Below are 23,615 nucleotides of genomic sequence, written 5' to 3' on the forward strand. Positions count from 1 at the left end.
TCCTGTCGGGAGGCGCCGCGCCTTGGCGGTTCCGGACCCGTGCCCGAAATGATCCATCACGGCATGGATCCCGCGTCAAGCGCGGGATGACTGTGGACGGTTGGGTGGTCCAAAAGCGTCATCAACTCTGTTGCGGCATCCTGGCGCAACTCGGCCAAGCAATGCGCCACCCTCACTGTCCGGCTTCCAGCTCCGCCTTCAGCGCATCCAGACCGCCGCGGTAGACGGCGGTCACGGCCGCGATGGCGGCGGCGTCGTTGAGATTCTCGGGCGGGTCATTGTTGGGGTAGCCGCGATAGAACGCGCCGCGCCATTCCACCTTCGTGTGCGTGTCATCAATCGGCTTCACCGTCAGACGCGAGGAATAGTTGGTGACCGGCAGCACGGCCACGTCGACCTTCGTGATGCGGTAGGAATAGGACATCTTGTCGGCCGAATATTTGTACAGCACCTCGTCGATGGTCGCGCCGTTGCCCAGATCGAGCACGCGGGTGGCATCGATCGCGTTGCCGCCTTCGCCGGTCTGGCTCTGCACGGCCGGGTGCCACGACATGTCCTGGAAGTCGCCGATCCGCGCCCAGACCACATCCGCCGGGGCGTCGATCTCGATGGTCTCGGTGACCTTCTTGCGCGTCGGCCCATGCGCGGCGGCCGGCAGCGCCAGCAACGCGGCGAGCAGGACGATCAGGCCGAAGGCCAGCGCCGGCGATGGCTTGTACCGCAAGAGGGCGAGCGTGCGGGCTTTCATGCGAGGTCCTCCCGGAGAACGCGTCGGATGACACGTCAAAAACACGAAGGCGTCCGCTGGATGCGGACGCGTTTTGTCGGGCGGAGTTTCGCGCAGATCGCCTTGCGCACAAATGGCACTTTGGTGCGATTGACCGAGGGGGAAGCGCCGGTCAGCCGTTCTCGGTCAGATAGTCCGGCGTGCGGTCGAAGGGCGTGGCGAACATGGCCATCCACAGGCTCTGGGCGATGCGCTTCGCCTGGGCGTGCGCCAGCCTCGCGGCTTCAGGATCGTCGAAGATCTCAAGCGCGGTTGTCCTGAAGAGGTCCAGCCAGATGCGGAAATCCTCAGGCTCCACCTCTTTCATCGCGAAGTGGGTCGGGACCGGCTTTCCCTTGTATTCTCCGGTTTTCAGCAGCACCGAGCGCCAGAAGCTCTTCATCTTGTCCAGATGCGGTGTCCAGTCGTCGCCAACGCGTGCCGCGAAGATCGGGCCGAGGCGCGGGTGGGCGCGGATACGGGAATAGAACGTGTCGACCAGCGTGGAAATCTGCTCCGCCGTGATGGAGGCGTGCAGCGGTTCGCGTTGGACGGCGGGGCGGATGGGAAACATCGCGGAATCCGGAAAACTGTGACATGCGAATGTAGGTGCTCCGGCCGTCGATTGCGATGCCCCCGGCCCCGAAAGCGCTTGGGCGCGGCGATGCGTCTCAGGCCGCCCGGATCCGCGACGTGGCGCGCCGCGTGGTTGCAAAACGGGGGCGTTTGTCTATGGTCCGCCCGAGCGCGGATCGCCCGGCAACCGGACCGGGTCCGGCCGCGATAAACGGATTACCCATGCAGCCTACCGATCTTCAATCCCGTGGTCCGTCGGATGCCTCGATGGCCGCTGAGGCGCCCGCCACGGACCCGGCGCCTCGGGCCGCGCACGCGCCGCGGCTGACTGTCGTCCTGCCCACCTTCAATGAGCGAGACAACATCGCACCGGTGGTCGCCAAGCTCGACGCCGCGCTTGGCGGTCATGCCTGGGAGGCGATCTTCGTCGACGACAACTCGCCCGACGGCACGGCGTCCGAGGTCAAGCGCATCGCGCTGACGGACCCGCGCATACGCTGCATCCACCGGTTCGGACGCCGCGGCCTTTCGGGCGCCTGCGTCGAGGGCATGCTGTCGAGCGCCGCTCCCTATGTCGCCGTGATGGACGCGGACCTGCAGCACGACGAAAGCCTGCTGCCGCGCATGGTCGCCGTGCTCGACGCCGGTGAGGCAGACCTTGTCGTCGCCAGCCGGTTCGTTGAGGGCGGGGACGTCGGCACCGGACTGTCGGCGACGCGGGCCTGGGGCTCGGGCGTCGCCAATGCGCTGGCGAGAAAGCTCCTCGGCGTGGAACTGACCGACCCGATGAGCGGCTTCTTCATGATCCGCCGCGAGATGGTCGACGCCGTGGCGCCGAAGCTCTCCGCGCAGGGTTTCAAGATCATGCTCGACATCGCGGCCAGCGCCGAGGGAAGCCTGCGCATCAAGGAGCTTCCCTTCGTGTTCCGCGAAAGACTGCATGGCGAGAGCAAGCTCGACACGCTGGTGACGCTGGAATATCTCGGCCTGCTGGTCTCCAAGCTGACCCGCGATCTGGTCTCGGTGCGCTTCCTGATGTTCGGCATGGTGGGCGCCTCCGGCGTTATCGTCCATCTGGCGTCCTTGCGCGCGGGGCTGATCACACTGCCCTTCGACTACGCCCAGACGCTCGCCACCTTCGTGGCGATGACCTGGAACTTCTTCCTCAACAACCAGCTGACCTATCGCGACCGGCGGCTCACGGGCCTCTCCGCGGTCAAGGGGCTGCTCAGCTTCTACGTCGTGTGCTCGGTCGGCGTCGTCGCCAACGTCGGCGTGGCGAGCTGGATCTACGGCATGGACCCGTCGTGGTGGATGGCGGGCACCGCCGGTGCGGCCATGGGCGCGGTGTGGAATTACGTCGCGAGCTCCGTGCTCACCTGGCGCCGCAAGTAAGGGACCGCCCGATGACCGGTCGCGACCCGCAAGGCGTACAGCCGATGCCCATCTGGTTGCGCCCCGGCGCGCTGGTGCTCTTCGTTCTCGCGCTGACGCTGGCGCGGCTGCTGGCCGGCGGCTTCTCGGGCCTGTCCGAGGACGAGGCCTATTACCGTCTCTGGGGCCTCAATCCCGCGTGGGGTTATTTCGACCATCCGCCGATGGTCGGCTGGTGGGTGGCGCTGGGGCATCTGGTCGCCGGAGACACGGCGCTGGGCACGCGGCTCATCGGCATTCTCGCGGCGGCCTTCGGATCGCTGGCGATCTGGCGCACGGCCTCGCTGCTCTATGGCGCGCGCGCCGCCGGCTGGGCGGTGCTGTTCTTCAACGCCACGTTCCTGATCGGCATCGGCAGCCTGATCACCACACCGGATGCGCCCTCGGTGCTGTTCTGGGGGCTGACCCTCTGGGCGCTGGCCGAGTTTCTGCATTCGGACAACGCCAACTGGTGGCTGGCGGTCGGATTCTTCGCGGGCCTCGGCCTTATTTCGAAATATTCGGTGCTGTTCCTGGGCGTCGGTATCGTGCTGTGGCTCGTCTGGGTTCCGCAGGCGCGCCGGTCCTTCGCCACCTGGCAGCTCTGGGCGGGCGGGCTGGTCGCGGTGCTCATCTGCCTGCCGGTGGTGTGGTGGAACGCGGCCTACGAATGGGCCTCCTTCGTCAAGCAGTTCGGCCGCGCCGTGCCGCACGGCTGGACCTTCAAATACATCTTCGAATTCATCGGCGCGGAAATAGGCCTGCTCAATCCGCTGGTCGCAATCCCCGCGCTGGTCGGCTTCGGCTGCGCCGCCAAGCGCACGGCGCTCAGGCGCGAGCCGGTCGCCTCCCTGCTGCTGCTGACCACGGCGCCTTTTCTCGCCTATCTCGTCGTGCACGCTTTCCACGCCCGGGTTCAGGCCAACTGGCCGGCGCCGCTGCTGCCCGCCGCCGTTCTGGTGGCCGCCGGCATGGCTGCGGGCGTCGATGCGCCCCGCAGCGTCATCGGCAGGATCATCCGCATCTGCCGCAATGCCGCCGTGCCCGTCGGCGTCGGGTTGTCGCTCGTCTTCTACGTGCACGCCGTCTGGCCGCTGAGCGGCGCGGCCGCGCGCAAGGACCCGAGTTTCCAGATCCGCGGCTGGGAGGACATCGCCTCCCAACTCGTGACGCTCGGCACGGAAAACAACGCGTCCTGGGTCGCGACCACGTCCTACGGCATGACGGGGCAACTGGCCTTCGCCCTGCGGCACAACAACCTGCCGGTGGTCTCGCTGACCGAGCGCATCCGCTACGTGATGGCGCCGGAACCCGATCCCGCGTTGCTGCGCAAGCCCGCGCTCTATGTGTCGGTCGCGCGGCGCGATGCCTCCCTAACCCTCCGTGATCGGTTCGCCGATGTGACGCCGCTCACCGTGCTGGTGCGGCGCGTGCGGGGCGTGGCGCTTGAGGAAATCCGCGTCTATCGCGTTGAGGGTGCTGCGGCATCGCCGCTCGATCCGCTCTTTCCTGTGTTTGCGAATTGACGTATCGAGGAAGGCGCCGCGCGCGTGTGATCCGCGGCGCGTCCGGGGCGGGGAGACTGACGGCATGACCATGAAGCGCATCGTGTTGACGGCGAGCGACTATGGTCTGGCCTTCGGTGTCGATCGCTCGATCCGCGCGCTGGTGTCCGCCCACCGGATGTCGGCAGTGGGGTGCCTGGTTGTTTCCGATTTGTGGTCGCGCGAGTTTCTGCCCTTGCGCGAATGCGTGGAACAGGCCGGCGGGCGCACGGCGGTTGGAGTGACCCTGGTGCTCAGCGGCGCCTTCGAGCCGCTCTCGGCCAACGCCCGGAAGATCTTCGCGAGCCGCTTCCCGTCGCCGGGCTATTATTCGCGGCGCGGCCGTTTCGGCCTGCTTCCGGACGAAATCCTGGGGCAGGAAATCCGCGCGCAATTCGACCGTTTCACTGAACTTTATGGCGAGCAACCGGAATTCGTCACATTGCACGACGCGCTTGACCGCAGGGCGGGTGTGGCGCGTCTGGTGGTCGACGCGCTGGAGGACCCGATATCGCAGGGATTGGCGGTGATGTTCCATCAGCCCCGGCGCTGGGGATGCCGCAGGCAGGCGCGGCGCATCGCCAAGCTTGGTGGCGCCAGCAATCCCGGCAGCGCCGAAATGCCGGCGAGCCTGGATGAGGACGCGCTGCAGAAATTCTACTGGTCGACGCTCGACGGCGAGCCCGACAACACGTGTGTCTGGTGCCGCCCGGGCAACGGCGACGACCGCTTGCGCCGGATCGAGTCCGTCGAGGCCGTCGAGCTGCGCGAGGCACAGCTCGCCTATCTCAAGGGGCACCGGTTCCTGCTCGCCCTGACCGAGAAGGAACGGTTTCTTTTCTAGGGTCTAGGCTTCGGGCTTTGCGATCCAGACGGCAAGCCTGTCGATTTCCTCCTGCCGCAATTCATGGCCGCCGCGATGGACAAGTTGCTCCACCGTACTGCCTTGCGATTGTAGCCAGTCGATCAGCCCGTCCGTCAGCGCGGGCGGACAGATCGGGTCGTGGGCGCCGGCGGTGATCAGCACCTGTGATTCCGCAAGCGCGGCGTTTGGCGCCGGTGTGAACGGAATCAGCGGGTGCATGAGCGCATACGCGCCAAGCCGCGCCGGGTTCGTGAACAGCAGGTTCGCCAGAATGTTGGCCCCATTGGAGTAACCGATGCCGATGGCCTTGGCCGGATCCCGGCCGTGCTTCGCCAGGACGGCCTCCAGGAAGGCATCAAGCTCGTGCGTCCGCCTTGCCAGATCGTCCATGTCATAGACGCCCTCGCCCGTGCGGCGGAAGAAGCGCGCCATGCCGTTCTCATCGACATTGCCGGCGAGCGACAGCACGGCGGCCTCCGGCGCGATCATGGCGCCAAGGCGCGCGAAATCCTCCGCCGTCCCGCCGGTGCCATGCAGCATGATCAGCGTGCGCGGATCGTCGCCCTGAAGGTTCAGGGCGACGTGTTGATAGCGGTCGAGGGTCATGATTGGTCTCACACGGTCAGCGGCGGCAGGTTGCGTTCGAGCCTTGCGCGCAAGGGCTCGTGCTGGGAGGGCAGCCGCAGCGACTGACCGAGGTTTTCCAGCGGCTCGTCGACGGTGAAGCCCGGCTCTTCGGTGGCGATCTCGAACAGCACGCCGCCCGGCGTGCGGAAATAGATCGCCATGAAGTAGTCGCGGTCGATCTGCGGCGTCACGCCGATTCCGGCTGCCGCGAGCTTCTCGCGGATCGCGCTCTGGTCGGCGATGGTCGGCACGCTGAAGGCCACATGATGCACCCGGCCCGCGCCCTGGCGGGCGGGCGAGAGATTGGGCGCCGCGATGATATCGACGATGCCGGCGGCACTGTCGCCGTTGCTGCGCAGCCGCGTTAGGGCGCCGTCGCGGTGGGTCTCGCGATAGTTCATCAGGTCGGTCAGGATCGTCGCCGTGGGCTCCGTCTCATGGAGAACCAGCGTGACGCCGAAAAAGCCGCGAATAGCCGCGTCTTCGCCGATGCCTTCCGCCAGCCACGGCGCGCGATCGTCATCCGTTCGCTCAACCAGGGCGAGCCGGGTGCCGTCGGGATCGTCGAACACAATCCGGTCGTCACCCAGGACCGTCTCGCGCAGGTCCGGCTTCGTGCCGTGTGCTTCGAGCCGTCGCGCCCAGAAGTCCAGCGATCCCTTGGGCACGGAGAACTGGGTGATGCCCACCTCGCCGGTGCCCGCGCGGCCGCGCGGCAGATCCATCCACGGAAAGAAGGTCATCACCGATCCGGCGCGGCCCTGCTCGTCGCCGTAGTAGAGATGGTACGTGTCGGGATCATCGAAATTCACAGTCTTCTTGACGAAACGCAGGCCGAGCACCTTGGCGTAAAAGTCAAGATTGCCCTGCGGCGACGAGGCGATGGCGGTGACGTGATGCAAGCCGTTGACGGGATGGGTCATGGAGATCTCTCCTTCGATTGGACTGTTGCCATCAACATAGGTCCCGCGCGATCCGGCGAAAGGCATGCAAGCCGGGACGGATCGTCTGTCAAACGTGAACAATGCACCGAAAGTGCCGTGCACGAGGGAACTGTTCCATGATCCGTTGCGGATTGTCAGGCGGCGGCGACCGGCCGTAAGGTGGGATCCCTGCGGGCGATGGACAGAGCGGTCGCATCTCTCCCGGAAGCGGAACAGACGAGGAGCGCGCATCGCCGCCGCGTTCCCAGTGCGAAGGGCATGGCATGAGCATTGAATTTCTTCTCACATCGATCGTCGTGGTGCTGCTGCCCGGGACCGGTGTGCTCTACACACTCTCGGTGGGGCTTGGCCAAGGCGGGCGTGCGAGCGTCATCGCCGCGTTCGGCTGTACGCTGGGCATCGTGCCGACGGTGCTCGCCAGTATTCTCGGGCTCGCCGCCTTGCTGCACACAAGCGCCATCGCCTTCCAGGTGATCAAGTATCTCGGCGTGGCCTATCTGTTCTACATGGCCTGGAGCATGCTGCGTGAAGGCGGCGCACTGGCGGTCTCGGGCGACGCGCGCAAGATCGCGCCCGGCCGGATCATTCTGGACGCGGTGTTGCTGAACGCCCTGAACCCCAAGCTGTCGCTGTTCTTCCTCGCTTTCCTGCCGCAGTTCATTCCCGCGGGCGCTTCCAATCCGATGGGGCTGCTGCTCTTGCTCGCGGCAACGTTCATGGCGCTGACCTTCGTGGTTTTCGTGGGCTATGGCCTATGTGCCTCACTGGCGCGCCGCTATGTCGTCTCGCGGCCGTCCGTGATGGTGTGGCTGCGGCGGTCGTTTGCGGCCACGTTCGGTCTGCTCGGCATCCGTTTGGCGTTTGCCGGACGGTGACCGGGAGGTCTGCAACCGGTCCACACACATCGCTGCACCCGATGGTGGCCATTCTCACTTCTCACAGGGCGCGCAATGCGGCACAGTTGCGGGCGCCGGAGTTTTTCCGGCAGCCACGAGCGCTGGAGACACCCGCCGCATGGACGAAGTCGCGGAATTCCTGGAGAAGAGTTTCTCGCTGCAGGGACTGGACCCGGGCCTGGCGCAAAAACTGTTCGCCCTGGCGCATACAATGCCGATCAAGGCCGGCACCACGCTGTTCGAGACCGGCGATCCCGGCAACGGCTGTTACCTGGTGCTTGAAGGCTCGCTGAAGGTGTCGATGCTGTCGGTGGAAGGCGACGAGCAACTGCTGGCCGTTCTGGGCCCGGGGCATATCGTGGGTGAATTGGCATTGCTGGACGGCCGCCCGCGGTCGGCCACCGTGAGCGCCTTGAAGACGTCAAAGCTTTCCTTCGTCGACCGCAGCGCGTTCGAGCGTTTCGCCGATGCCAATCCGGCGGTCTACAGGCACATGCTGAAGATCGTCGGCGGGCGGTTGCGCCAGGCCAACGACGTGCTCGCGGCGCGCTCCTTCCTGCCATTGCCCGGTCGTGTCGCGCAGACGCTGTTGCAGCTTGCCGAGATTTTCGGCAAGCCGCTGGACGGCGGCCGGCTGCTGATCAACTACAAGCTCTCGCAGGGTGACATCGCCAACATGGCGGGGGCCGCGCGCGAGAACGTCAGCCGCGTGCTGAACGACTGGAAGCGCGCGGGTACGATCAGCCGCATTTCCGGCTACTACTGCATCGAGGACCGCGGCAAGCTGGAGCGGGCCTCCGCCGTGTGAGGCGGCGGCCTTTTCCGGTCAGGCCGTCGAATCCGGCTTCTCGGCGTTTTGCTGCACCAGTTGCATATGCGGGTAGGGGATCGAGATTCCGGCCGTATCGAGGGCTTCCTTGAGCCGCTTGATGAGATCGAATTTCAGCGCCCAGTAGTCGGGGGCCGCGCACCACACCCGCAGCGTCACGTCGACCGCGCTGTCGCCCAGATTGGTGATCGCGACAAAGGGCTCCGGCATGGCGTGGATGCGCGCGTCGGCGCCGATCGTCTGGCGGAACGTGGCGATGGCGGCATCCATGTCGTCCTCGTAGCTGATGCCGATGGTGATATCCACGCGCCGTGTCGGATGAGCCGAATAGTTGCGCACGGATGCGCCCCAGGCCTCGCTGTTTGGCACGATGATCTGCACGTTGTCCGGGGTCGCCAGTTCGGTGAGAAACAGCGACAGGGACTTGACCGTTCCCGCTTCCCCGGCCACCTCGACATAGTCGCCGACACGGAAAGGGCGGAAGATCAGCAGCATCACGCCCGCTGCCACATTCGACAGGGTGCCTTGCATCGCCAGGCCGATGGCGAGCGACGCGGCGCCCAAGACGGCGATCAGGCTGGTGGTTTGGAAACCGAAGAGCTGCAGCACGGAGATGATTACCACCGCCAGCACGAAATAGTGGGCGGTGGACGCGGCGAAGACGGTGATGGTCTCGTCCACGCGCGCTGTGCGCCGGAGCGCCGAGCGGACGGCGCGGCCGATCATCCCGGCGGCCGTCCAGCCGACGACCAGCATGATGATGGCGTAAATCACGCTGAGGCCGTGGGTGGTCAGCATTTCGGCCACCGCGACCACCTGGGCGGCGACGAGGTCCTTGGTTTGCAGCAATTGGGATTCCATGGGGCGCTCTTCGGATCGTTGATCTTATGAGCGGACCGTAGCGGATACGCCCGCCATATCAACCGCGCGGGCGATGAAATCCAGGGCCCTGCCCGGAGGCATGCTAGCCGCGCAATGCGACGTCGAGCGCCGCTTGTGCGTATTCAAGCAAGGTGTCGCCATCGTCCAGCATGTCGTCGGGCACATGCACCAGGCGGGGCACGTTCACCCGTTTGCCCTGCTTTTCATAGGAGAAGATCTCCCCGCCTTCATCGATCAGCCGTTGCCGCAGGGTCTCGTCGGCCACCAGATACAGCCGCTCGCGCATGATCATGGCGAAATGCGTTCCCCGGCATCGCAGGCTGTAGCCGCTGAACATGCGGCGCGTGTCGAGCGCGCCCAGCGGCGCCAGGAGGTCAAACAGATGGTCGCGAAATTGCGGTGAAGGAGCAGCCATGTCAAGTCCTTGGCAATCCTTGCGAGACACCGGTGCCGACGCACGGGCGTCTGAGCGGAGCGGACGGGTTGCGGGCAGCGAGCGCGCCCGATACACCTTCAATCGCGAATGATTATAAGCAGGCGCGAAGAACAAAGAAACGGAGTGTATGGGGACATGAGCGACGAGCCGCGCGGAGATTTGACGACAAGAACGCTTGCGATGCCGGCGGACACCAATCCCGAAGGCGACATTTTCGGTGGCTGGGTGATGTCGCAAATGGATATCGCGGGCGGGCTTTGCGCCGCCCAGCGCGCCAAGGGCCGCGTCGTGACCGTGGCGGTGGACGCCATGCACTTCATCCGGCCGGTCAAGGTCGGCGACGTCCTTTGCGTCTACACAGAACTCGAGACCGTCGGCCGCACCTCGGCGCGCGTGCATGTGGAAGCCTGGGCGCTGCGGGCCCAATCCACCCACCGCGAGAAGGTCATCCAGGCGAGCTTTTCCTATGTGGCGGTCGACGGCAGCGGCCGTCCGCGTCCTGTGCCAGACGAATAGCGCCGCTCAGCTCCCGTTGTCGCGGCGCCTGAGCCGGTCGAAGGCGACGGCCAGAATGATGAAGCTGCCGACGAAGGATCCTTGCCAGAAGGTGGAGATGCCGAGCAGGATGAGGCTGTTGCGGATCACCTCGATCAGCGCCGCGCCGACGACCGCGCCGAATGCCGTGCCCGAACCGCCGGCGAGATTCGCGCCGCCGATCACGGCCGCGGCGATCACCGTCAGCTCCATGCCCTGACCGAGATTGGTGGTCACGCCGCCGAGCCATCCGACTTCCAGCGCGCCCGTGATTCCCGCGGTAAGCGCGGAAAACATGTAGACCGAGATCTTGATCCGTTTCACCGGAATGCCGGTGAGCACCGCGGCGCGCTCGTTGCCGCCGATCGCGAAGACGTGCCGGCCCCATTGCGTCCACCGGAAGGCGAATCCTGTGAACAGCGTCAGCGCGAGGAGCACGATGACCGGGTTGGGAACGCCGTAGGTCGAGCCGCCGCCAAGGTACAGCAGCAGCGGCTGGTCGGGGCCGAACTGATAGATCATCTTGTTGTTGGACAGCACCATGGCGAGGCTGCGCGCCACCGACAGCATGCCGAGCGTGACGACGAACGGCGGCATGCCGACCACGGCGATCAGCAGGCCGTTGACCAGTCCGATGCAGAGCGAGGCGCTGATCGCCAGGGCGAAGGCGATCCAGATCGGGTGGCCGGCCGCCATGACCACGCCGGTGATGATGGCGGAGACCACGACGGTGGAGCCGACCGACAGATCGATGCCGCCGGTGATGATGACGGCGGTCATGCCGATGGCGATGATGGCGACGAAGGCGAAGTTGCGCGTCACGTTGAACAGGTTGCGTTCCGTCGCGAACGTGTCCGTTGCCACCGCCAGCGCCAAACAGCACAGCACGGCCGCCAGCGTCACCCAGACCGTCTGCCGGCCGGCCAGCCAGCTCAGCCAGTTGGCATGCGATCGTTGCCGGATTGCGTCCTCGAGCTGCGTCGCCATGTTGATCCTCCCTCTCGGGCCTCAAGCCCGCTCGATGGCTCCGGTGATCAGTCCCGTGACTTCCTCGGGCGAGCTGTCGGAAATGCGCTTGTCCGCGACCTTGAGGCCGCGCCGCAGCACCACCAGCCTGTCGCAAACCTCGAACACATCGGGCAGCCGGTGACTGATCAGCACCACGCCGATTTTCTGATCCTTGAGCCGGCGGATCAGGTTGAGGACTTCGGCCACCTGGCGCACGCTGATCGCCGCGGTCGGCTCGTCCATCAGCACGATGTTCGGGTTCGACAGCCGGGTCCGGGCGATCGCTACCGCCTGGCGCTGGCCGCCCGACATGCGCTTGACCAGATCGCGCGGCCGGGTTTCCGATTTCAGCTCGGCGAACAGCGCGGCGGCGTGCCGGTTCATCGCGCCGTAGTCGAGGATGGACACGGGCCCGAAGCGCCGCTTCGCTTCGCGGCCCAGAAAGATGTTGGCCGCCGCGGTGAGATTGTCGCACAGCGCCAGATCCTGATAGACGATCTCAACGCCGTGTTCGCGCGCGTCCTTGGGGTCGTGGAAATGGGTGGGGGTGTTGTCGATGCGGATCTCGCCGGAAGACGGGCGGAAATTGCCGGCGATGATCTTCACCAGCGTCGACTTGCCCGCGCCATTGTCTCCGACAAGGCCGACGACCTCGCCGCCCGCCAGCGCCATGGAGACATTCTCGAGCGCCCGGATGGCGCCGAAATGCTTTGAAATCCCGATAAGCTCCAGAAGCGCCATGTCGCCCTCTTTCCCCGATTTTAAATAAGCATTTCCGCATTCATGCATTTGATTTGAAAAGCTTTTGCAGCACGCTTTTCCAAAGCCAGCGTCGTTGACGCGGCAACTTCATAATAGTATTATTATTAATACTAGCGATATCGAGAAAGAATTGACATCTTTCATGCATGACCCTGCGGAAGGCGTCCGGTTGGAGCTTTGGCGGGGCTGGATGAATGATGCCCGGGTGCGGCTGTGCGACGGATGGATCCGGCCCGGCGCTCCCGGACAAACGGCCAGGCAAGGCCGTGGCCATCAAGAGCCGAATACCAAAAGACGGTTGCGGGATTGATGACCACCACCGTCCGCACCAGGGAGGAAGACATGAAACGGGCATTCGCACTGTTCGCTGCAGTGTGCCTGCTGGCGTTGACAGCAGGCGCCGCCGCGGCGCAGGACAAGAAGATCCTGGCGATCGTCGTCAAGGGTCTGGACAATCCATTCTTCGAGCAGATCAATCTCGGCTGCCAGAAGTGGCAGGCCGAAAATCCCGACAGCGAGTACACCTGCCTCTATACGGGGCCGGCCTCCAGCGCCGATGAGGCGGGGGAAGTGCAGATCGTCGACGACCTGCTGACCCGCGGCGTTTCGGCCATTGCCATATCGCCATCCAACGCGCCGGCCATGGGCAATCTGATCCGCCAGCGGGCTCCCGACATCCCCGTGATGACCATCGACGCCGACTTTGTCGAAGCCGACCGGTCCCTGCGGGCCACCTATCTGGGCACCGACAACTACCTGATGGGCGTCAAGATGGCCGAGTATGCGGCCAAGCTGAAACCGGCCGGCGGCACGGTCTGCCTGCAGCTCGGCAATGTCGCCGCCGACAACATCAACGCCCGCGCGGCGGGGTTCCGCGACACCATCGCCGGCACCAAGGATGTGGACCGGCTCGACGGTCAGAACGGCTGGACGGAGATCTCGGGGTGCCCCGTGTTCACCAACGACCAGATCGATCTGGCCAATCAGCAGATGGCCGACACATTCACGGCCAACCCGGATCTCGATGCCTTCATCCTGGTGGGCGGCTGGGCGCAATTCGCGCCGCAGGCCTATGCCCAGGTTACCGATCAGGTGATGGACAAGCTCGAGGCGCGCGACCTGATCATCGTCGCCGGCGACACGCTGCCGCCGCAGATGCAGGCGCTCAAGGACGGGCGCAGTCACGTGCAGATCGGCCAGCGGCCCTTCGAGATGGGCTATCGCGCGCCCAGCGTGATGATCGACCTGATTTCCGGCAACCAGGTTGAGGACCCGCTCTACACCGGGCTCGACGAGTGCACGATCGAAAACGTCGCCGAATGCGTCGCGAAATAAAGCGCCGGAGCTGAAACCGGCGTCGGCACAAATCCGAAGCGCTTGGGGCGTTGATCATGCGGCCCTGCGCGCCTGCCGCGAAGGGGTGGCTCTAGGGCCGCCCCTTTTGGCGTGCGCGCCGGATCCGTCAGCCGCTCAGTAGTGCGGCGGTTTTGTCACGGGCACGTTGCCATCACCGAGATCGTTCAATTCCTCGACGTGCTCCACGAGCGCGGTCATGCGCCGGTTCAGCCGTTCGATCTGGCGCGCCTGTTCGGTGACGACGCCGTTCAGTTCGTCAATCGTGTGCGCCTGGTGGGCGACCTCGGTTTCCAGTTTTTCGAGGCGCTCGCGCGTGTCGTCGCTCATGCCGGGTCCCGCCGTTCGCTGGCTCGTGTTTCTCGATGTGACTTATCAAACGCGTACCGCAATGGGAACGCGAGCGGAAAACAAAAAGGGCGGCCCGAGGACCGCCCTTTCGATTTCGCGATGGACAGGACTTCCTAGAAGTCCATGCCGCCCATGCCGCCGCCCGGCATGCCGCCGCCGCCCGGAGCTTCCTTCTTGGGGAGCTCTGCAACCATGGCTTCGGTGGTGATCAGCAGGCCGGCAATGGATGCCGCGTCCTGGATCGCCGTGCGCACGACCTTGGTCGGATCGATGATGCCGGCCTCGATCATGTTCACGTAGGTCTCGTTCTGAGCGTCGAAGCCGAGGCTGTCGTCGCTCTCCATCAGCTTGCCGACGACGATCGAGCCTTCAACGCCGGAATTGTCGGCGATCTGGCGGATCGGGGCTTCAAGCGCGCGCAGCACGATCTTGATGCCGGCCATGATGTCGGGATTGTCGGAGGTGAGCTTGGAGACCGCACCCTTGGCGCGCAGCAGCGCCGTGCCGCCACCCGTCACGATGCCTTCTTCCACGGCCGCGCGGGTCGCGTTCAGCGCATCGTCGACGCGGTCCTTCTTTTCCTTCACTTCGACTTCGGTCGCACCGCCGACGCGCAGGACGGCAACGCCGCCGGCGAGCTTGGCGAGGCGCTCCTGGAGCTTCTCGCGGTCGTAGTCGGAGGTGGTTTCCTCGATCTGCGCCTTGATCTGGCCGACGCGGCCCTGGATGTCGGCCTTCTCGCCGGCGCCGTCAACGATCGTGGTGGTTTCCTTGGTGATGGAAACCTTCTCGGCGGTGCCGAGCATGTCGATGGTGACGTTCTCGAGCTTGATGCCGAGATCCTCGGAAATCACCGTGCCGCCCGTCAGGATGGCGATGTCTTCCAGCATGGCCTTGCGGCGATCGCCGAAGCCCGGCGCCTTGACGGCGGCGATCTTCAGGCCGCCACGCAGCTTGTTGACGACGAGCGTGGCCAGGGCCTCGCCTTCGACGTCTTCGGCGATGATCAGCAGCGGACGCGAGGACTGAACGACCGATTCCAGAATCGGCAGCATCGCCTGCAGGTTGGAAAGCTTCTTCTCGTGCAGGAGAATGTAGGGCTTTTCCAGATCGGCGAGCATCTTGTCGGCGTTGGTCACGAAGTACGGCGACAGATAGCCGCGATCGAACTGCATGCCTTCGACGACTTCAAGCTCGGTCTCGGCGGTCTTGGCTTCCTCGACGGTGATGACACCCTCGTTGCCGACCTTCTGCATGGCCTCGGCGATCATGTCGCCGATTTCCTTGGCGCCGTTCGCGGAGATCGTGCCGACCTGGGCGACTTCGGCCGAGGTGGAGATCTTCTTGGAGCGTGCCGTCAGGTCCTTGACGACTTCGGTAACGGCCATGTCGACGCCGCGCTTCAGGTCCATCGGGTTCATGCCGGCGGCGACGGCCTTGACGCCTTCACGCACGATCGACTGGGCCAGAACGGTGGCGGTGGTGGTGCCGTCGCCAGCGATGTCGTTCGTCTTCGAAGCGACTTCGCGCAGCATCTGTGCGCCCATGTTCTCGAACTTGTCTTCAAGCTCGATTTCCTTGGCGACGGTGACGCCGTCCTTGGTGATGCGGGGAGCGCCGAAAGCCTTGTCGATGACGACGTTGCGGCCCTTGGGGCCGAGCGTCACCTTGACGGCGTTGGCCAGGATGTCCACGCCGCGCAACATGCGGTCGCGGGCATCTGTCGAGAACTTGACTTCTTTAGCAGCCATGTTGACTTCTCTCTAAAAACTGTTGGTACGAAAAGGATCCGAAAGGGGCGCCCGCTGTTAAGCGATCACGCCCATGATGTCGGATTCTTTCATGATGAGCAGGTCTTCACCGTCGATCTTGACCTCGGTGCCCGACCATTTGCCGAACAGGACGCGGTCGCCGGCCTTGACGTCGAGGGCGACGAGCTTGCCGGCGTCGTCACGTGCGCCCGGGCCCACGGAAACGACTTCGCCTTCCTGCGGCTTTTCCTTGGCGGTGTCGGGAATGATGATGCCGCCGGCGGTCTTCTCTTCGGAATCAACGCGGCGGATGACGACACGGTCGTGTAGCGGACGGAATGTCATATCTGGCTCTTTCCTCTCCTGGAGCGCCCCTCTTGGGCGGCGCTGCCATTGGTGATGCCGGAATACGGGTGCAGGGATGTCCCTGGTGCATTGTTAGCACTCATTGAAGGTGAGTGCTAACTGCTGCCCCGATGTAGTTTCGGCCCGCGCTTTTGTCAATGCGGTGGATGGCGAAAAGCGCGCGTGGTGTGGAGCTGGGGCGCGATGCCGGAAGGCGAGGATGTGCGCGTTGGTGCCGCGGTGCGTGTCGGGGCCGCTCGCATAAAGCGACAATGCGGCGGACCGGCGCATCGCGAAATGCAATTCGTATTGGCGTCCTGGGAATAGGCGGTGCACGTTCACTTGCGTCCGTGGTTAACAGGACCTTGCTACAAAAGAGGACCCGCAGGCACCGTTTTGGAATTGCGAAGCGGAATTTCGCAAACCGCATCGCATCGCGCGCTGTGATGGCCGAAACCGGGGGCTTTCCAATTCGTTTGACTTCGTTTGATTGCTTGGCTTTGCGGCCCAAGTTCGTTGATTTCCGCCTGAGGTACGGACTTGTACGAAGTATTTGTCGGAAATATTGATGAAAATTTTAATAAACTAAAGAATTCGCATAAACAACTTGGAAAGGAGAGTGCCGGGATCGGGGTGCGTTAACAAAAAATGCTGGTATTGATTGGGGAAGTTGAGCTGGTGTTTCCGGCCACATGGAGCTTCCTACGATGTTCAATCAGATGTTCGCCCCGATTTTGGCAAAATTCCGCAAAGACGATCGCGGCAATATCGCGATTCTTTTCGGACTTACGATCGTTCCGGTGGTTTTCGCCGTCGGTGCGGGCATTGACATGTCGCAAGTCGTCTCGGCCAAACAGCGTGCGCAGATAGCGGTGGATTCCGCCGCGCTCGCCATCAACACCCAGGCGTACGCGTCGATCACGAACGACGCGATGACGGCCGCGGCCCGCGCGGAGTTCGAAGCGAACTTCAATGTCCGCAGCGGCACGATTGCCGACTTCTCCGCCAGTCGCAACGCGGATGGGGCGGTCAACGTGACTGCCGAAGTCAGCGTCGGCACCGCCTTCACCCCGCTGGTCGGCATCGACGCTCTCAACTTTGTCGTGCAATCCGAGACAATCGTCGGTGACGCCAGCTTCGATGTCGTCATGGTCCTCGACAATTCGGGTTCCATGGGCGGCACGAAAATCACCACCTTGAAAGAGGCGGCGAAAGACCTGACGGCGACATTGCTGGCCGTGAACGCCACAAGCCCGGTCCCAGATCGCGTGAAGATCGGTCTGGTTCCGTTCACCGCCTTCGTCAACGTCGGCGCCGACAAGGCGGACGCCGCCTGGATCGACGTGAACGGCCTGTCGCCGGTCAACGGCAACAACATGGCCACCAACACGCCGCGCCTGGATCTCTTCAACCAGATCTCCGGCGTCAGCTGGCAGGGATGTGTCGAGGCGCGTCCGTATCCCTATGATGTGCGGGACACGGAAGCTAGCGATGCGGTTCCCGAGACGCTGTTCGTGCCCGAGTTCGCGCCCGACGAGCCGGACGAGGGCGGTTACATTCGCTACGACAACTACCGCTCCTACAGCTATTCCAACAGCTGGATCGACGACGATGGCGGCACCTGCACCACCAGCGTATCGGGCCTGGGTGCGGACGCCCATACCGCGAAGCAGCAGCGGATGTGCAAATACGATGGCGCCTCCTTCAGCTCCTGGGACAATGGCGTGAGCCGGGGTCCCAACTATGGCTGCAAGACGCAGCAGGTCACGCCGTTGACCACCAGCAAGGATACGGTCGACGCCGCGATCGACGCCATGGTCGCCGATGGCTACACCAACATCCATCAGGGTGTGATGTGGGGATGGCGGGCGATTTCGCCGCAGGCGCCGTTTACCGAGGGCCGCGCGATGAACGATCCCGCCAATCCCGGCCACCGGCGCATCATGATCGTCATGACCGATGGCGCGAACACCTACGAGTGGAACGACAGGAACCCGAACATCTCCAAGTACAATGCCTATGGCTACGTGCCGGAGAACCGGACGGGCATCGACTACAACAACAATGGCGATGTGACGGATGTGATGGACACGCGGACCGGAGAGGCCTGCGCCAACGCCAAGGCGGACGGCGAGATCGAGGTCTACACGATCGCCTTCCAGATCAGCGACACGGTCACGCGCAACATGCTGCGTGATTGCGCGACCACGCCGGAGATGGCCTATCAGTCGGACTCGGATGCCGAACTGCTGGTGGCGTTCCAGAACATCGCCAAGGAAATCAGCAAGCTGCGTTTGGCGCGCTAGATTGAGATCCGTCAGAGAGCTGTGGTTTGAAGACCGTATCCCTGACAGCGCAACAGGTTGATCGACAAATTGGACATGCCGCGCCGATACCGGCGCGGCATGATTGATTCGTGGGCGTGTCGTCGTTTGGGAGGACGTGGGTGGTGTTACTCTTCGGACGTGGCGCCCGAAGCGTTGAGGGCGGCGAGCAACTGCCTGTTCAAGGACGACGCCGGGAAGATCCGGTGCAGCATGGCCTTGGGATCGGTGCCGAACTCCGGGTGCTGGCTGACGAGCTTCTTCGCAAGCGCCCGCCGCCGCGCCGTGTCGCCTTCGCCGTGCGCGACGAGGATCCGCGCCAGAAGTCCCGACAGCGTGTCGTCGTGCTCGATCAGGGCTACTTCCCTGCGGGCGAGCTCCATGTCGCCTTTGCCACAGGCCGCGAAAACGATCATCGTGTTGTACCAGGCGGGGTGCCCCGGGCTCATGCGGCGCGCCTGTTGCATCAAGGTGAGCCCCGGGTCGGCGTCGCCCAGCATGATCAGCGTGCTGGCGTGGGTGGCCATGATGTCGGTGTCGTAAGGATTGAGCTCGCGCGCGTGCCGGCCGGCCTCCAGCGCCTCGTCGCTGCGCCCTAGAAACAGCAGCACCGATTGCAGCGCCTGATAGGCGCGCGCGCTGTCGGGCGCCGCGGAGACCGCGTGTTTGGCCAGCACGAAGGCTTGCGCCAGCGACGCCTCGCGTTCCTGGTCGCTTTTCGCGCCGAAGCGCGCATTGTCGACATACAGCATCGGAAGCAAGGCGCGCGCCGGGGCGAAATCGGCCTGGTTGCCCGCCAGCGAGGTCAGGCAGTCGCGCCCGCGGGCGTTGATGTCGGGCGCGAAACGGCGCTGGGAATGGAAGGTCAGCAACACGCAGCGAAATCCTTCCGAGACCTGGGATGGATCGTCGCGATGGCTGGCCGCGTGGTTGAAGATCACGCCATACGGCCGGGCAATGGCGCTGGCGATGTTGCGCACGATCCGGTCTTCCGCCAGATCCGCGGCATTGCGGTCGTATGTCAGATCGAACAGAGCCGACCAGACGATTTCGTGCTCGGGGCGTAGACCAGGATGAAGCTGAGAAAGACGTTGTCGCCGGTGAAGCTGGCGCGGCCCTCGACGCGATAATCGGCCTCGTTCGCCGTCTCGCTCAGTTCCACCTCGGAAAACAGCCGCAAGGCGGCCGCGAGATTGTCGTGCACCTTGGCGGGAGAGAAGACGGCCGGCTGCGGCAGGGCGCCATCGACCGCGATATCGGCCACATAGATGCGTGGCAGATCTCCCTTGAAGAGCGGTGGATGCGCCGGTGCGCCGGGCGCGCCGGCGGTCTGCGAATCGGCAGGCGCCGCGGCGTCGGATACGCCGCCCGCAGTGACCGTCGCGTTGCCGCCGGTCCCGCCGTCAGACCGGGTGAGCACTTCGTCCGGACCCGGCGGCTCACCGCCGGGCTGATTGAACTGCGGCAGGAGCAGAAACACCGCCAGGCTTGCCGCGAGCAGCGCGCTTGCGGCCAATGCGGCCAGCGCCACGCGCTTGCGCCCGCTGTTCTGCGGCGCAGGGGCGTCGGCCGGCGCGGAGGCCGCCTCGCGATATTGGAATACCGGAACATACCCGCCTTTCGGCACATCGATGAGCACGGGGTCATTGGCGCCCGGACCGGCGTAATAGTCGCTGATCAGCCGGCGCAGCCGCGCCGCCTCCACGCGGATGATCGGGTCGGCGGCGGGATCGAACGAGCTGGCGCGCCCAAGCGCTTCCACGGCAATCGTGTACCCCTTGATCCGGCTTTCGTTGCCCTTCAGCCGCTGGTCGACGACATAGCCGAGAAAAGCACGCAACTGGGGCGATCCGGCAAAGGCCTGACTTTCGAGAATTCTGTCGAGTTGGGTACGAACCGCAGCCTCATCGCACGGTGCTCGGGATTGCATCCCGTGTTCGCTGTTCCCCCGGTCACTGTCTACTCCTCGGCTCTTCATGGGGCCGTGTGAACCGAACCATAGGACACCTTGCCGGACATTCGGATAGTCTTTTGCAGAAACGCGGTCGAATATTGACACAGATCACCATACCAGCGCCGTCTTCGTGTTGAAAACAGCACTTGTGGGCAGGTGTGCGGTGGCATGGACTGTCGGTTCTGACAGTATCAGGCGGCGAGGCGCGCGAACGCCTCGGCAATGGGGGCGCGGTTTCGGCAATGCGGATTGCAAGATACATGGTCGTTGCGGCGGTTCTTGCGGCTGGCGCGGGCGGCGCGTGGTGGTGGTACGCGCGCCCGGATGCGGTGAGCGTCGTGACGCCGGCGCGCGGCAGCGCCGCGGACGTGGTTTACGCGACCGGCGTCGTGGAACCGCGCCGCTGGGCCAAGGTGACCAGCATCGTGCGCGAGCGGATCGTCGAGATGTGCCGGTGCGAGGGCGACAGCGTGAAGGCGGGCGACGTGCTCGGCAAGCTCGACGACAGCGGCGCCAGGGCGACACTCGCCGAACTTGAGGCGCGCGCGGACTTCGCCCAGGCCGAGCGCGAGCGCGCCGAAGGACTGATCGAGCGGCGCATCATTTCCCGCCAAGCCTACGACAGGGCGCTCAATGACGTGCAGCGCGCCGTGGCGCTTGTCGCCGCGCAGAAGGCGCAACTCGACAACTACGAGCTGCGCGCCCCGCTCGACGGCGTCGTTCTGCGCCGCGACGGCGAAGTGGGCGAGGTGGCTGAGCCGGGAACCGTACTGTTCTGGGTCGGCGAGCCGTCGCCCCTGCAGATCGTCTCGGAGGTCAACGAGGAGGACATCCCCAAGGTCGTCGTCGGCCAGCAGGCGTGGCTGCGCGCGGACGCCTTCCCCGACAATCGGCTCGGCGCGACGGTGTCGCGCATCACGCCGAAGGGCGACCCCGTGCTCAAGACCTACCGCGTCTATCTGGACCAGCCCGAGGATACGCCGCTGCTGATCGGCATGTCGGTGGACGTCAATATCATTACCCGCACCAAGCAGGATGTGTTGCTGGTCCCGCTGGCCGCCGTCAACGGCGACCGGATCTTCGTGGTCGGCTCCGACGGCCGGCTGGAGGAGCGCAGCTTGCGCATCGGTATTCGCGGCACCGAGACGGTCGAGGTGCTGGAGGGCGTGGAAGACGGGACACGGATCGTATCGCCGCTGATCCAGGGCCTGAAAGCGGGCCAGAAGGTGCGCGTGGAGGCGCCCGAACCGGGGTGACATGCCATACCCGCTGAAACAGCTGCCGTCTGAATCTGAAGGGCCCGACGGGGAACCGCCATGAACCTGTTGTTGCGCATCGCCATGACCCATGTCCGGGGACGGCTTCGTCAGACCGTGGTATCGATCCTTGGTGTCATGCTGGGCGTCGGCTTTTCCATCGCCATGGCCTCGCTGATGGAAGGTTCGCAGCGTGATTTCGTCAGCCAGTTGATCGATGCGATCCCGCACGTCCAGGTAACCGACGAGGAGCGCAATCCGCCGCGTCAGCCCGCGCAGGAACTCTATGACGCGGTTGCGTTTTCCGGCCTGCGCGTCGATGATGACCGTCGCGGCATCCGCAATCCTGTCGCGGTGCGTGCGGGTTTGGAGAGCTGGGTGGACGGGGTGTTTTCGCCCGCGCTCAGCGGTCAGGCCGTGGTGCGCTACGGTGGCAAGGACGTCGCGGTGACGCTGACCGGAATTCAGCCGCGCGCGGAGATGGCGGTCTCGAAGATCGCCGACGACGTCGTCCAGGGCAGCTTTTTCAATCTCGAGTCGACGGCCAGCGGGATTGTCGTGGGCGACGGCATGACCAGGAAACTCGGTGCCGAGTTCGGCGACACCGTCACCGTGACGTCGGCCGGCGGCCTGGTCAAACGCTACAAGATCGTCGGGCTGTTTCACTCCTCGCTCGCCCAGACCAACGACACGATCGGCTATGTGCCGCTCAAGGCGGCGCAGATCCTGTTCGAGCGGCCGAACGTCATCAACCGCCTCAATATCCGGCTCTCAAATGTCAACGACGCCGAAGCCATCGCCGCGCGCATCGAGCGCCAGATCGGCTACAAGGCGGTGTCGTGGCAGGAGGCCAACAAGAGTCTCCAGGAGGCCTTCGTGATCCGCAACCTGATCATGTACACGGTTGTCGGCGCGATCCTGCTGGTCGCGGGCTTCGGCATCTTCAACATCGTTGCCACCATCGTGCACGAGAAGGCCCGCGACATCGCCATTTTGAAGTCGCTCGGGTTCTATGAGACCGACATGCAGTACATGTTCGTCTTCGAGGGCCTGATGATCGGCGCGGCCGGGTCGCTGTTCGGCTGGGCGCTCGGCTATGTGCTGTGCCTGGCGCTGAGCACGGTGCAGTTCCAGATCCCCGGCACCACCGACAGCACCTTCCTGCCGATCTATTTCACCATCACGCACTATCTGATCGCATCGGGCTTCGCGCTGGCTTCCGCCGGCATCGCCGGCTATCTGCCTGCGCGCCGGGCGGCGCGGCTCAACCCGGTCGACATCATCCGGGGGGCGACCTGATGGATGAGCACGCCAATCGCGCCGCGGGTCATCCGGACCTGCTGCTGGAGGCGCGCGGCGTGACCCGCGTGCTGTCGGGCATCGTGCCCGTCACGCTGGTGGCCGATATCAACCTGAGCGTCGGCCCGGGGGAGTATGTGGCGATTACCGGCCCGTCCGGGTCGGGCAAGTCGTCGCTCTTGTACCTGTTGGGGCTGCTCGACAGACCGAGCGCCGGCGAGGTGCTGATTGCGGGGCAGCGCACGCAGGAAATGAGCGAAAGGGACCGGGCGCAAATGCGGCTGGAAACTCTCGGCTTTGTTTTTCAGTTTCATTTTCTGCTGCCTGAATTCTCGATCCGGGAGAATGTGATGATCCCGATGCGCCGGCTGGCGCGCGTTGGAGAGGGAGCCATGCGCAGCCGCGCCGACGAGCTGCTCGACGCCCTCGGCCTGGCCGATCATCGGCACAAGCAGCCCGACCAGCTGTCCGGCGGCCAGCGTCAGCGGGTTGCCGTGGCCCGCGCGCTGGCCAACGAACCGCCGCTGATCCTCGCCGACGAGCCGACCGGGAGCCTGGACAGCAAGTCGTCCGAGCAGGTGTTCGATATCCTCAGGCAAATCGTCGAGGAGCGCGGCAAGACCGTGATCGCCGTCACCCATGATGTGGAAATGGCGGCGCGGATGCATCGCGGGGTGCATTTGGTCGATGGGCGGCTTGTATCCGACGAACGCTTTGTAACCACGCCCGCCGCCTGATAACAGTACCGGGGAAAAGCGCACCGGCGCTGCCGGGCCAGCCGGACACGGTTATTGGGCCGGGCTTCGAAAAACGAAGCCTGTTCGCGATATCCGTTGATTTTTGGCTATTTTGCCTGATCGACAACGGCGGGCATTGGGATATCGTTATAGTTTAAGGCAG

24 protein-coding genes are annotated in these 23,615 nt (G+C 64.6%); 11 read left to right on the forward strand and 13 right to left on the reverse strand.

Features of this window, described 5'->3' with window-relative positions:
- Positions 1–172: 172 nt before the first annotated feature.
- Both D1F64_RS04365 and D1F64_RS04370 read right to left on the reverse strand, forming a co-directional pair.
- Complete coding sequence (locus tag D1F64_RS04365; protein WP_117411415.1) at positions 173–748, reverse strand: SRPBCC family protein; 576 nt, start codon at positions 746–748, stop codon at positions 173–175.
- Between the two features lie 151 nt (positions 749–899).
- Positions 900–1,340 carry a group III truncated hemoglobin gene (locus tag D1F64_RS04370; RefSeq protein ID WP_117411416.1) on the reverse strand — a complete coding sequence of 147 codons (441 nt, stop codon included), beginning with the start codon at positions 1,338–1,340 and terminating at the stop codon, positions 900–902.
- A gap of 269 nt (positions 1,341–1,609) precedes the next feature.
- Between D1F64_RS04370 and D1F64_RS04375 the strand changes: the two genes are divergently transcribed.
- From D1F64_RS04375 to D1F64_RS04385, 3 genes are all read left to right on the forward strand, one after another.
- Positions 1,610–2,737: a glycosyltransferase family 2 protein gene (locus tag D1F64_RS04375; protein ID WP_117411417.1), complete on the forward strand. Its 1,128-nt coding sequence runs from the start codon at positions 1,610–1,612 to the stop codon at positions 2,735–2,737.
- An 11-nt stretch (positions 2,738–2,748) separates the two neighbouring features.
- Positions 2,749–4,281 carry a glycosyltransferase family 39 protein gene (locus tag D1F64_RS04380; RefSeq protein ID WP_117411418.1) on the forward strand — a complete coding sequence of 511 codons (1,533 nt, stop codon included), beginning with the start codon at positions 2,749–2,751 and terminating at the stop codon, positions 4,279–4,281.
- 64 nt (positions 4,282–4,345) lie between these two features.
- A complete protein-coding gene (locus tag D1F64_RS04385) occupies positions 4,346–5,143 on the forward strand; it encodes a ChbG/HpnK family deacetylase (protein WP_117411419.1) in 798 nt (265 codons plus the stop codon).
- A 3-nt stretch (positions 5,144–5,146) separates the two neighbouring features.
- Here D1F64_RS04385 and D1F64_RS04390 read toward each other — a convergent pair whose 3' ends face one another.
- On the reverse strand, positions 5,147–5,770 hold the full coding sequence (locus tag D1F64_RS04390; protein WP_205470655.1) for an alpha/beta hydrolase: 624 nt from the start codon (positions 5,768–5,770) through the stop codon (positions 5,147–5,149).
- Positions 5,771–5,778: 8 nt separating this feature from the next.
- On the reverse strand, positions 5,779–6,714 hold the full coding sequence (locus D1F64_RS04395) for a ring-cleaving dioxygenase (RefSeq protein WP_117414430.1): 936 nt from the start codon (positions 6,712–6,714) through the stop codon (positions 5,779–5,781).
- 284 nt (positions 6,715–6,998) lie between these two features.
- Between D1F64_RS04395 and D1F64_RS04400 the strand changes: the two genes are divergently transcribed.
- The gene (locus D1F64_RS04400) at positions 6,999–7,610 is read left to right on the forward strand and encodes a LysE family translocator (RefSeq protein WP_117411420.1); all 612 of its coding nucleotides are present in this window, start codon (positions 6,999–7,001) and stop codon (positions 7,608–7,610) included.
- A gap of 139 nt (positions 7,611–7,749) precedes the next feature.
- Complete coding sequence (locus tag D1F64_RS04405; protein WP_117411421.1) at positions 7,750–8,439, forward strand: Crp/Fnr family transcriptional regulator; 690 nt, start codon at positions 7,750–7,752, stop codon at positions 8,437–8,439.
- 18 nt (positions 8,440–8,457) lie between these two features.
- On the opposite strand, the gene D1F64_RS04410 is transcribed toward D1F64_RS04405, so the two are convergent.
- Entirely contained in the window at positions 8,458–9,321 is an 864-nt protein-coding gene (locus D1F64_RS04410; RefSeq protein WP_117411422.1) for a mechanosensitive ion channel domain-containing protein, read from the reverse strand.
- A 103-nt stretch (positions 9,322–9,424) separates the two neighbouring features.
- Positions 9,425–9,757 carry a TfoX/Sxy family protein gene (locus tag D1F64_RS04415; protein WP_117411423.1) on the reverse strand — a complete coding sequence of 111 codons (333 nt, stop codon included), beginning with the start codon at positions 9,755–9,757 and terminating at the stop codon, positions 9,425–9,427.
- 156 nt (positions 9,758–9,913) lie between these two features.
- Here D1F64_RS04415 and D1F64_RS04420 point away from each other — a divergent pair, with 156 nt between their 5' ends.
- The gene (locus tag D1F64_RS04420; RefSeq protein WP_248304622.1) at positions 9,914–10,294 is read left to right on the forward strand and encodes an acyl-CoA thioesterase; all 381 of its coding nucleotides are present in this window, start codon (positions 9,914–9,916) and stop codon (positions 10,292–10,294) included.
- 6 nt (positions 10,295–10,300) lie between these two features.
- On the opposite strand, the gene D1F64_RS04425 is transcribed toward D1F64_RS04420, so the two are convergent.
- Positions 10,301–11,299 (reverse strand): ABC transporter permease, encoded by a 999-nt coding sequence (locus D1F64_RS04425; RefSeq protein ID WP_117411425.1) that lies wholly within the window; start codon positions 11,297–11,299, stop codon positions 10,301–10,303.
- Positions 11,300–11,320: 21 nt separating this feature from the next.
- The gene (locus D1F64_RS04430) at positions 11,321–12,061 is read right to left on the reverse strand and encodes an ATP-binding cassette domain-containing protein (RefSeq protein ID WP_117411426.1); all 741 of its coding nucleotides are present in this window, start codon (positions 12,059–12,061) and stop codon (positions 11,321–11,323) included.
- Between the two features lie 363 nt (positions 12,062–12,424).
- Here D1F64_RS04430 and D1F64_RS04435 point away from each other — a divergent pair, with 363 nt between their 5' ends.
- Entirely contained in the window at positions 12,425–13,417 is a 993-nt protein-coding gene (locus D1F64_RS04435; RefSeq protein WP_117414431.1) for a sugar-binding protein, read from the forward strand.
- 135 nt (positions 13,418–13,552) lie between these two features.
- Here the strand turns inward: D1F64_RS04435 and D1F64_RS04440 are convergent, their stop codons facing one another.
- The 3 genes from D1F64_RS04440 to groES form a co-directional block, all read right to left on the reverse strand.
- Positions 13,553–13,765 (reverse strand): SlyX family protein, encoded by a 213-nt coding sequence (locus tag D1F64_RS04440; protein ID WP_117411427.1) that lies wholly within the window; start codon positions 13,763–13,765, stop codon positions 13,553–13,555.
- Between the two features lie 134 nt (positions 13,766–13,899).
- The gene (groL, locus tag D1F64_RS04445; protein WP_117411428.1) at positions 13,900–15,537 is read right to left on the reverse strand and encodes a chaperonin GroEL; all 1,638 of its coding nucleotides are present in this window, start codon (positions 15,535–15,537) and stop codon (positions 13,900–13,902) included.
- A gap of 57 nt (positions 15,538–15,594) precedes the next feature.
- Entirely contained in the window at positions 15,595–15,882 is a 288-nt protein-coding gene (gene groES / locus D1F64_RS04450; protein ID WP_117411429.1) for a co-chaperone GroES, read from the reverse strand.
- Positions 15,883–16,601: 719 nt separating this feature from the next.
- On the opposite strand from groES, the gene D1F64_RS04455 reads away from it, so the two are divergent.
- Entirely contained in the window at positions 16,602–18,188 is a 1,587-nt protein-coding gene (locus D1F64_RS04455) for a pilus assembly protein TadG-related protein (RefSeq protein WP_248304745.1), read from the forward strand.
- 146 nt (positions 18,189–18,334) lie between these two features.
- On the opposite strand, the gene D1F64_RS04460 is transcribed toward D1F64_RS04455, so the two are convergent.
- On the reverse strand, positions 18,335–19,186 hold the full coding sequence (locus D1F64_RS04460; protein ID WP_117411431.1) for a hypothetical protein: 852 nt from the start codon (positions 19,184–19,186) through the stop codon (positions 18,335–18,337).
- 41 nt (positions 19,187–19,227) lie between these two features.
- Entirely contained in the window at positions 19,228–20,046 is an 819-nt protein-coding gene (locus tag D1F64_RS04465; RefSeq protein WP_117411432.1) for a hypothetical protein, read from the reverse strand.
- A 356-nt stretch (positions 20,047–20,402) separates the two neighbouring features.
- On the opposite strand from D1F64_RS04465, the gene D1F64_RS04470 reads away from it, so the two are divergent.
- The 3 genes from D1F64_RS04470 to D1F64_RS04480 are packed head-to-tail and all read left to right on the forward strand — an operon-like array spanning position 20,403 to position 23,452.
- Entirely contained in the window at positions 20,403–21,416 is a 1,014-nt protein-coding gene (locus D1F64_RS04470) for an efflux RND transporter periplasmic adaptor subunit (RefSeq protein WP_117411433.1), read from the forward strand.
- Between the two features lie 60 nt (positions 21,417–21,476).
- Entirely contained in the window at positions 21,477–22,715 is a 1,239-nt protein-coding gene (locus D1F64_RS04475; protein ID WP_117411434.1) for an ABC transporter permease, read from the forward strand.
- Entirely contained in the window at positions 22,715–23,452 is a 738-nt protein-coding gene (locus D1F64_RS04480; protein WP_117411435.1) for an ABC transporter ATP-binding protein, read from the forward strand. Before D1F64_RS04475 ends, D1F64_RS04480 begins: the two co-directional genes overlap by 1 nt.
- The last annotated feature ends 163 nt before the right edge of the window (positions 23,453–23,615 follow it).

It is taken from the genome of Breoghania sp. L-A4 (genome assembly GCF_003432385.1).
Classification (GTDB): domain Bacteria; phylum Pseudomonadota; class Alphaproteobacteria; order Rhizobiales; family Stappiaceae; genus Breoghania.

Coding starts and splice junctions, on each gene's coding strand:
- D1F64_RS04395 (WP_117414430.1), bottom strand. CDS start 6,714: ATGACCCATCCCGTCAACGGCTTGCATCACGTCACCGCCATCGCCTCG.
- groL (WP_117411428.1), bottom strand. CDS start 15,537: ATGGCTGCTAAAGAAGTCAAGTTCTCGACAGATGCCCGCGACCGCATG.
- D1F64_RS04400 (WP_117411420.1), top strand. CDS start 6,999: ATGAGCATTGAATTTCTTCTCACATCGATCGTCGTGGTGCTGCTGCCC.
- D1F64_RS04365 (WP_117411415.1), bottom strand. CDS start 748: ATGAAAGCCCGCACGCTCGCCCTCTTGCGGTACAAGCCATCGCCGGCG.
- D1F64_RS04475 (WP_117411434.1), top strand. CDS start 21,477: ATGAACCTGTTGTTGCGCATCGCCATGACCCATGTCCGGGGACGGCTT.
- D1F64_RS04405 (WP_117411421.1), top strand. CDS start 7,750: ATGGACGAAGTCGCGGAATTCCTGGAGAAGAGTTTCTCGCTGCAGGGA.
- D1F64_RS04375 (WP_117411417.1), top strand. CDS start 1,610: ATGGCCGCTGAGGCGCCCGCCACGGACCCGGCGCCTCGGGCCGCGCAC.
- D1F64_RS04415 (WP_117411423.1), bottom strand. CDS start 9,757: ATGGCTGCTCCTTCACCGCAATTTCGCGACCATCTGTTTGACCTCCTG.
- D1F64_RS04370 (WP_117411416.1), bottom strand. CDS start 1,340: ATGTTTCCCATCCGCCCCGCCGTCCAACGCGAACCGCTGCACGCCTCC.
- D1F64_RS04420 (WP_248304622.1), top strand. CDS start 9,914: ATGAGCGACGAGCCGCGCGGAGATTTGACGACAAGAACGCTTGCGATG.
- groES (WP_117411429.1), bottom strand. CDS start 15,882: ATGACATTCCGTCCGCTACACGACCGTGTCGTCATCCGCCGCGTTGAT.
- D1F64_RS04410 (WP_117411422.1), bottom strand. CDS start 9,321: ATGGAATCCCAATTGCTGCAAACCAAGGACCTCGTCGCCGCCCAGGTG.
- D1F64_RS04390 (WP_205470655.1), bottom strand. CDS start 5,770: ATGACCCTCGACCGCTATCAACACGTCGCCCTGAACCTTCAGGGCGAC.
- D1F64_RS04480 (WP_117411435.1), top strand. CDS start 22,715: ATGGATGAGCACGCCAATCGCGCCGCGGGTCATCCGGACCTGCTGCTG.
- D1F64_RS04425 (WP_117411425.1), bottom strand. CDS start 11,299: ATGGCGACGCAGCTCGAGGACGCAATCCGGCAACGATCGCATGCCAAC.
- D1F64_RS04385 (WP_117411419.1), top strand. CDS start 4,346: ATGACCATGAAGCGCATCGTGTTGACGGCGAGCGACTATGGTCTGGCC.
- D1F64_RS04440 (WP_117411427.1), bottom strand. CDS start 13,765: ATGAGCGACGACACGCGCGAGCGCCTCGAAAAACTGGAAACCGAGGTC.
- D1F64_RS04470 (WP_117411433.1), top strand. CDS start 20,403: ATGCGGATTGCAAGATACATGGTCGTTGCGGCGGTTCTTGCGGCTGGC.
- D1F64_RS04380 (WP_117411418.1), top strand. CDS start 2,749: ATGACCGGTCGCGACCCGCAAGGCGTACAGCCGATGCCCATCTGGTTG.
- D1F64_RS04455 (WP_248304745.1), top strand. CDS start 16,602: ATGTTCGCCCCGATTTTGGCAAAATTCCGCAAAGACGATCGCGGCAAT.
- D1F64_RS04435 (WP_117414431.1), top strand. CDS start 12,425: ATGAAACGGGCATTCGCACTGTTCGCTGCAGTGTGCCTGCTGGCGTTG.
- D1F64_RS04430 (WP_117411426.1), bottom strand. CDS start 12,061: ATGGCGCTTCTGGAGCTTATCGGGATTTCAAAGCATTTCGGCGCCATC.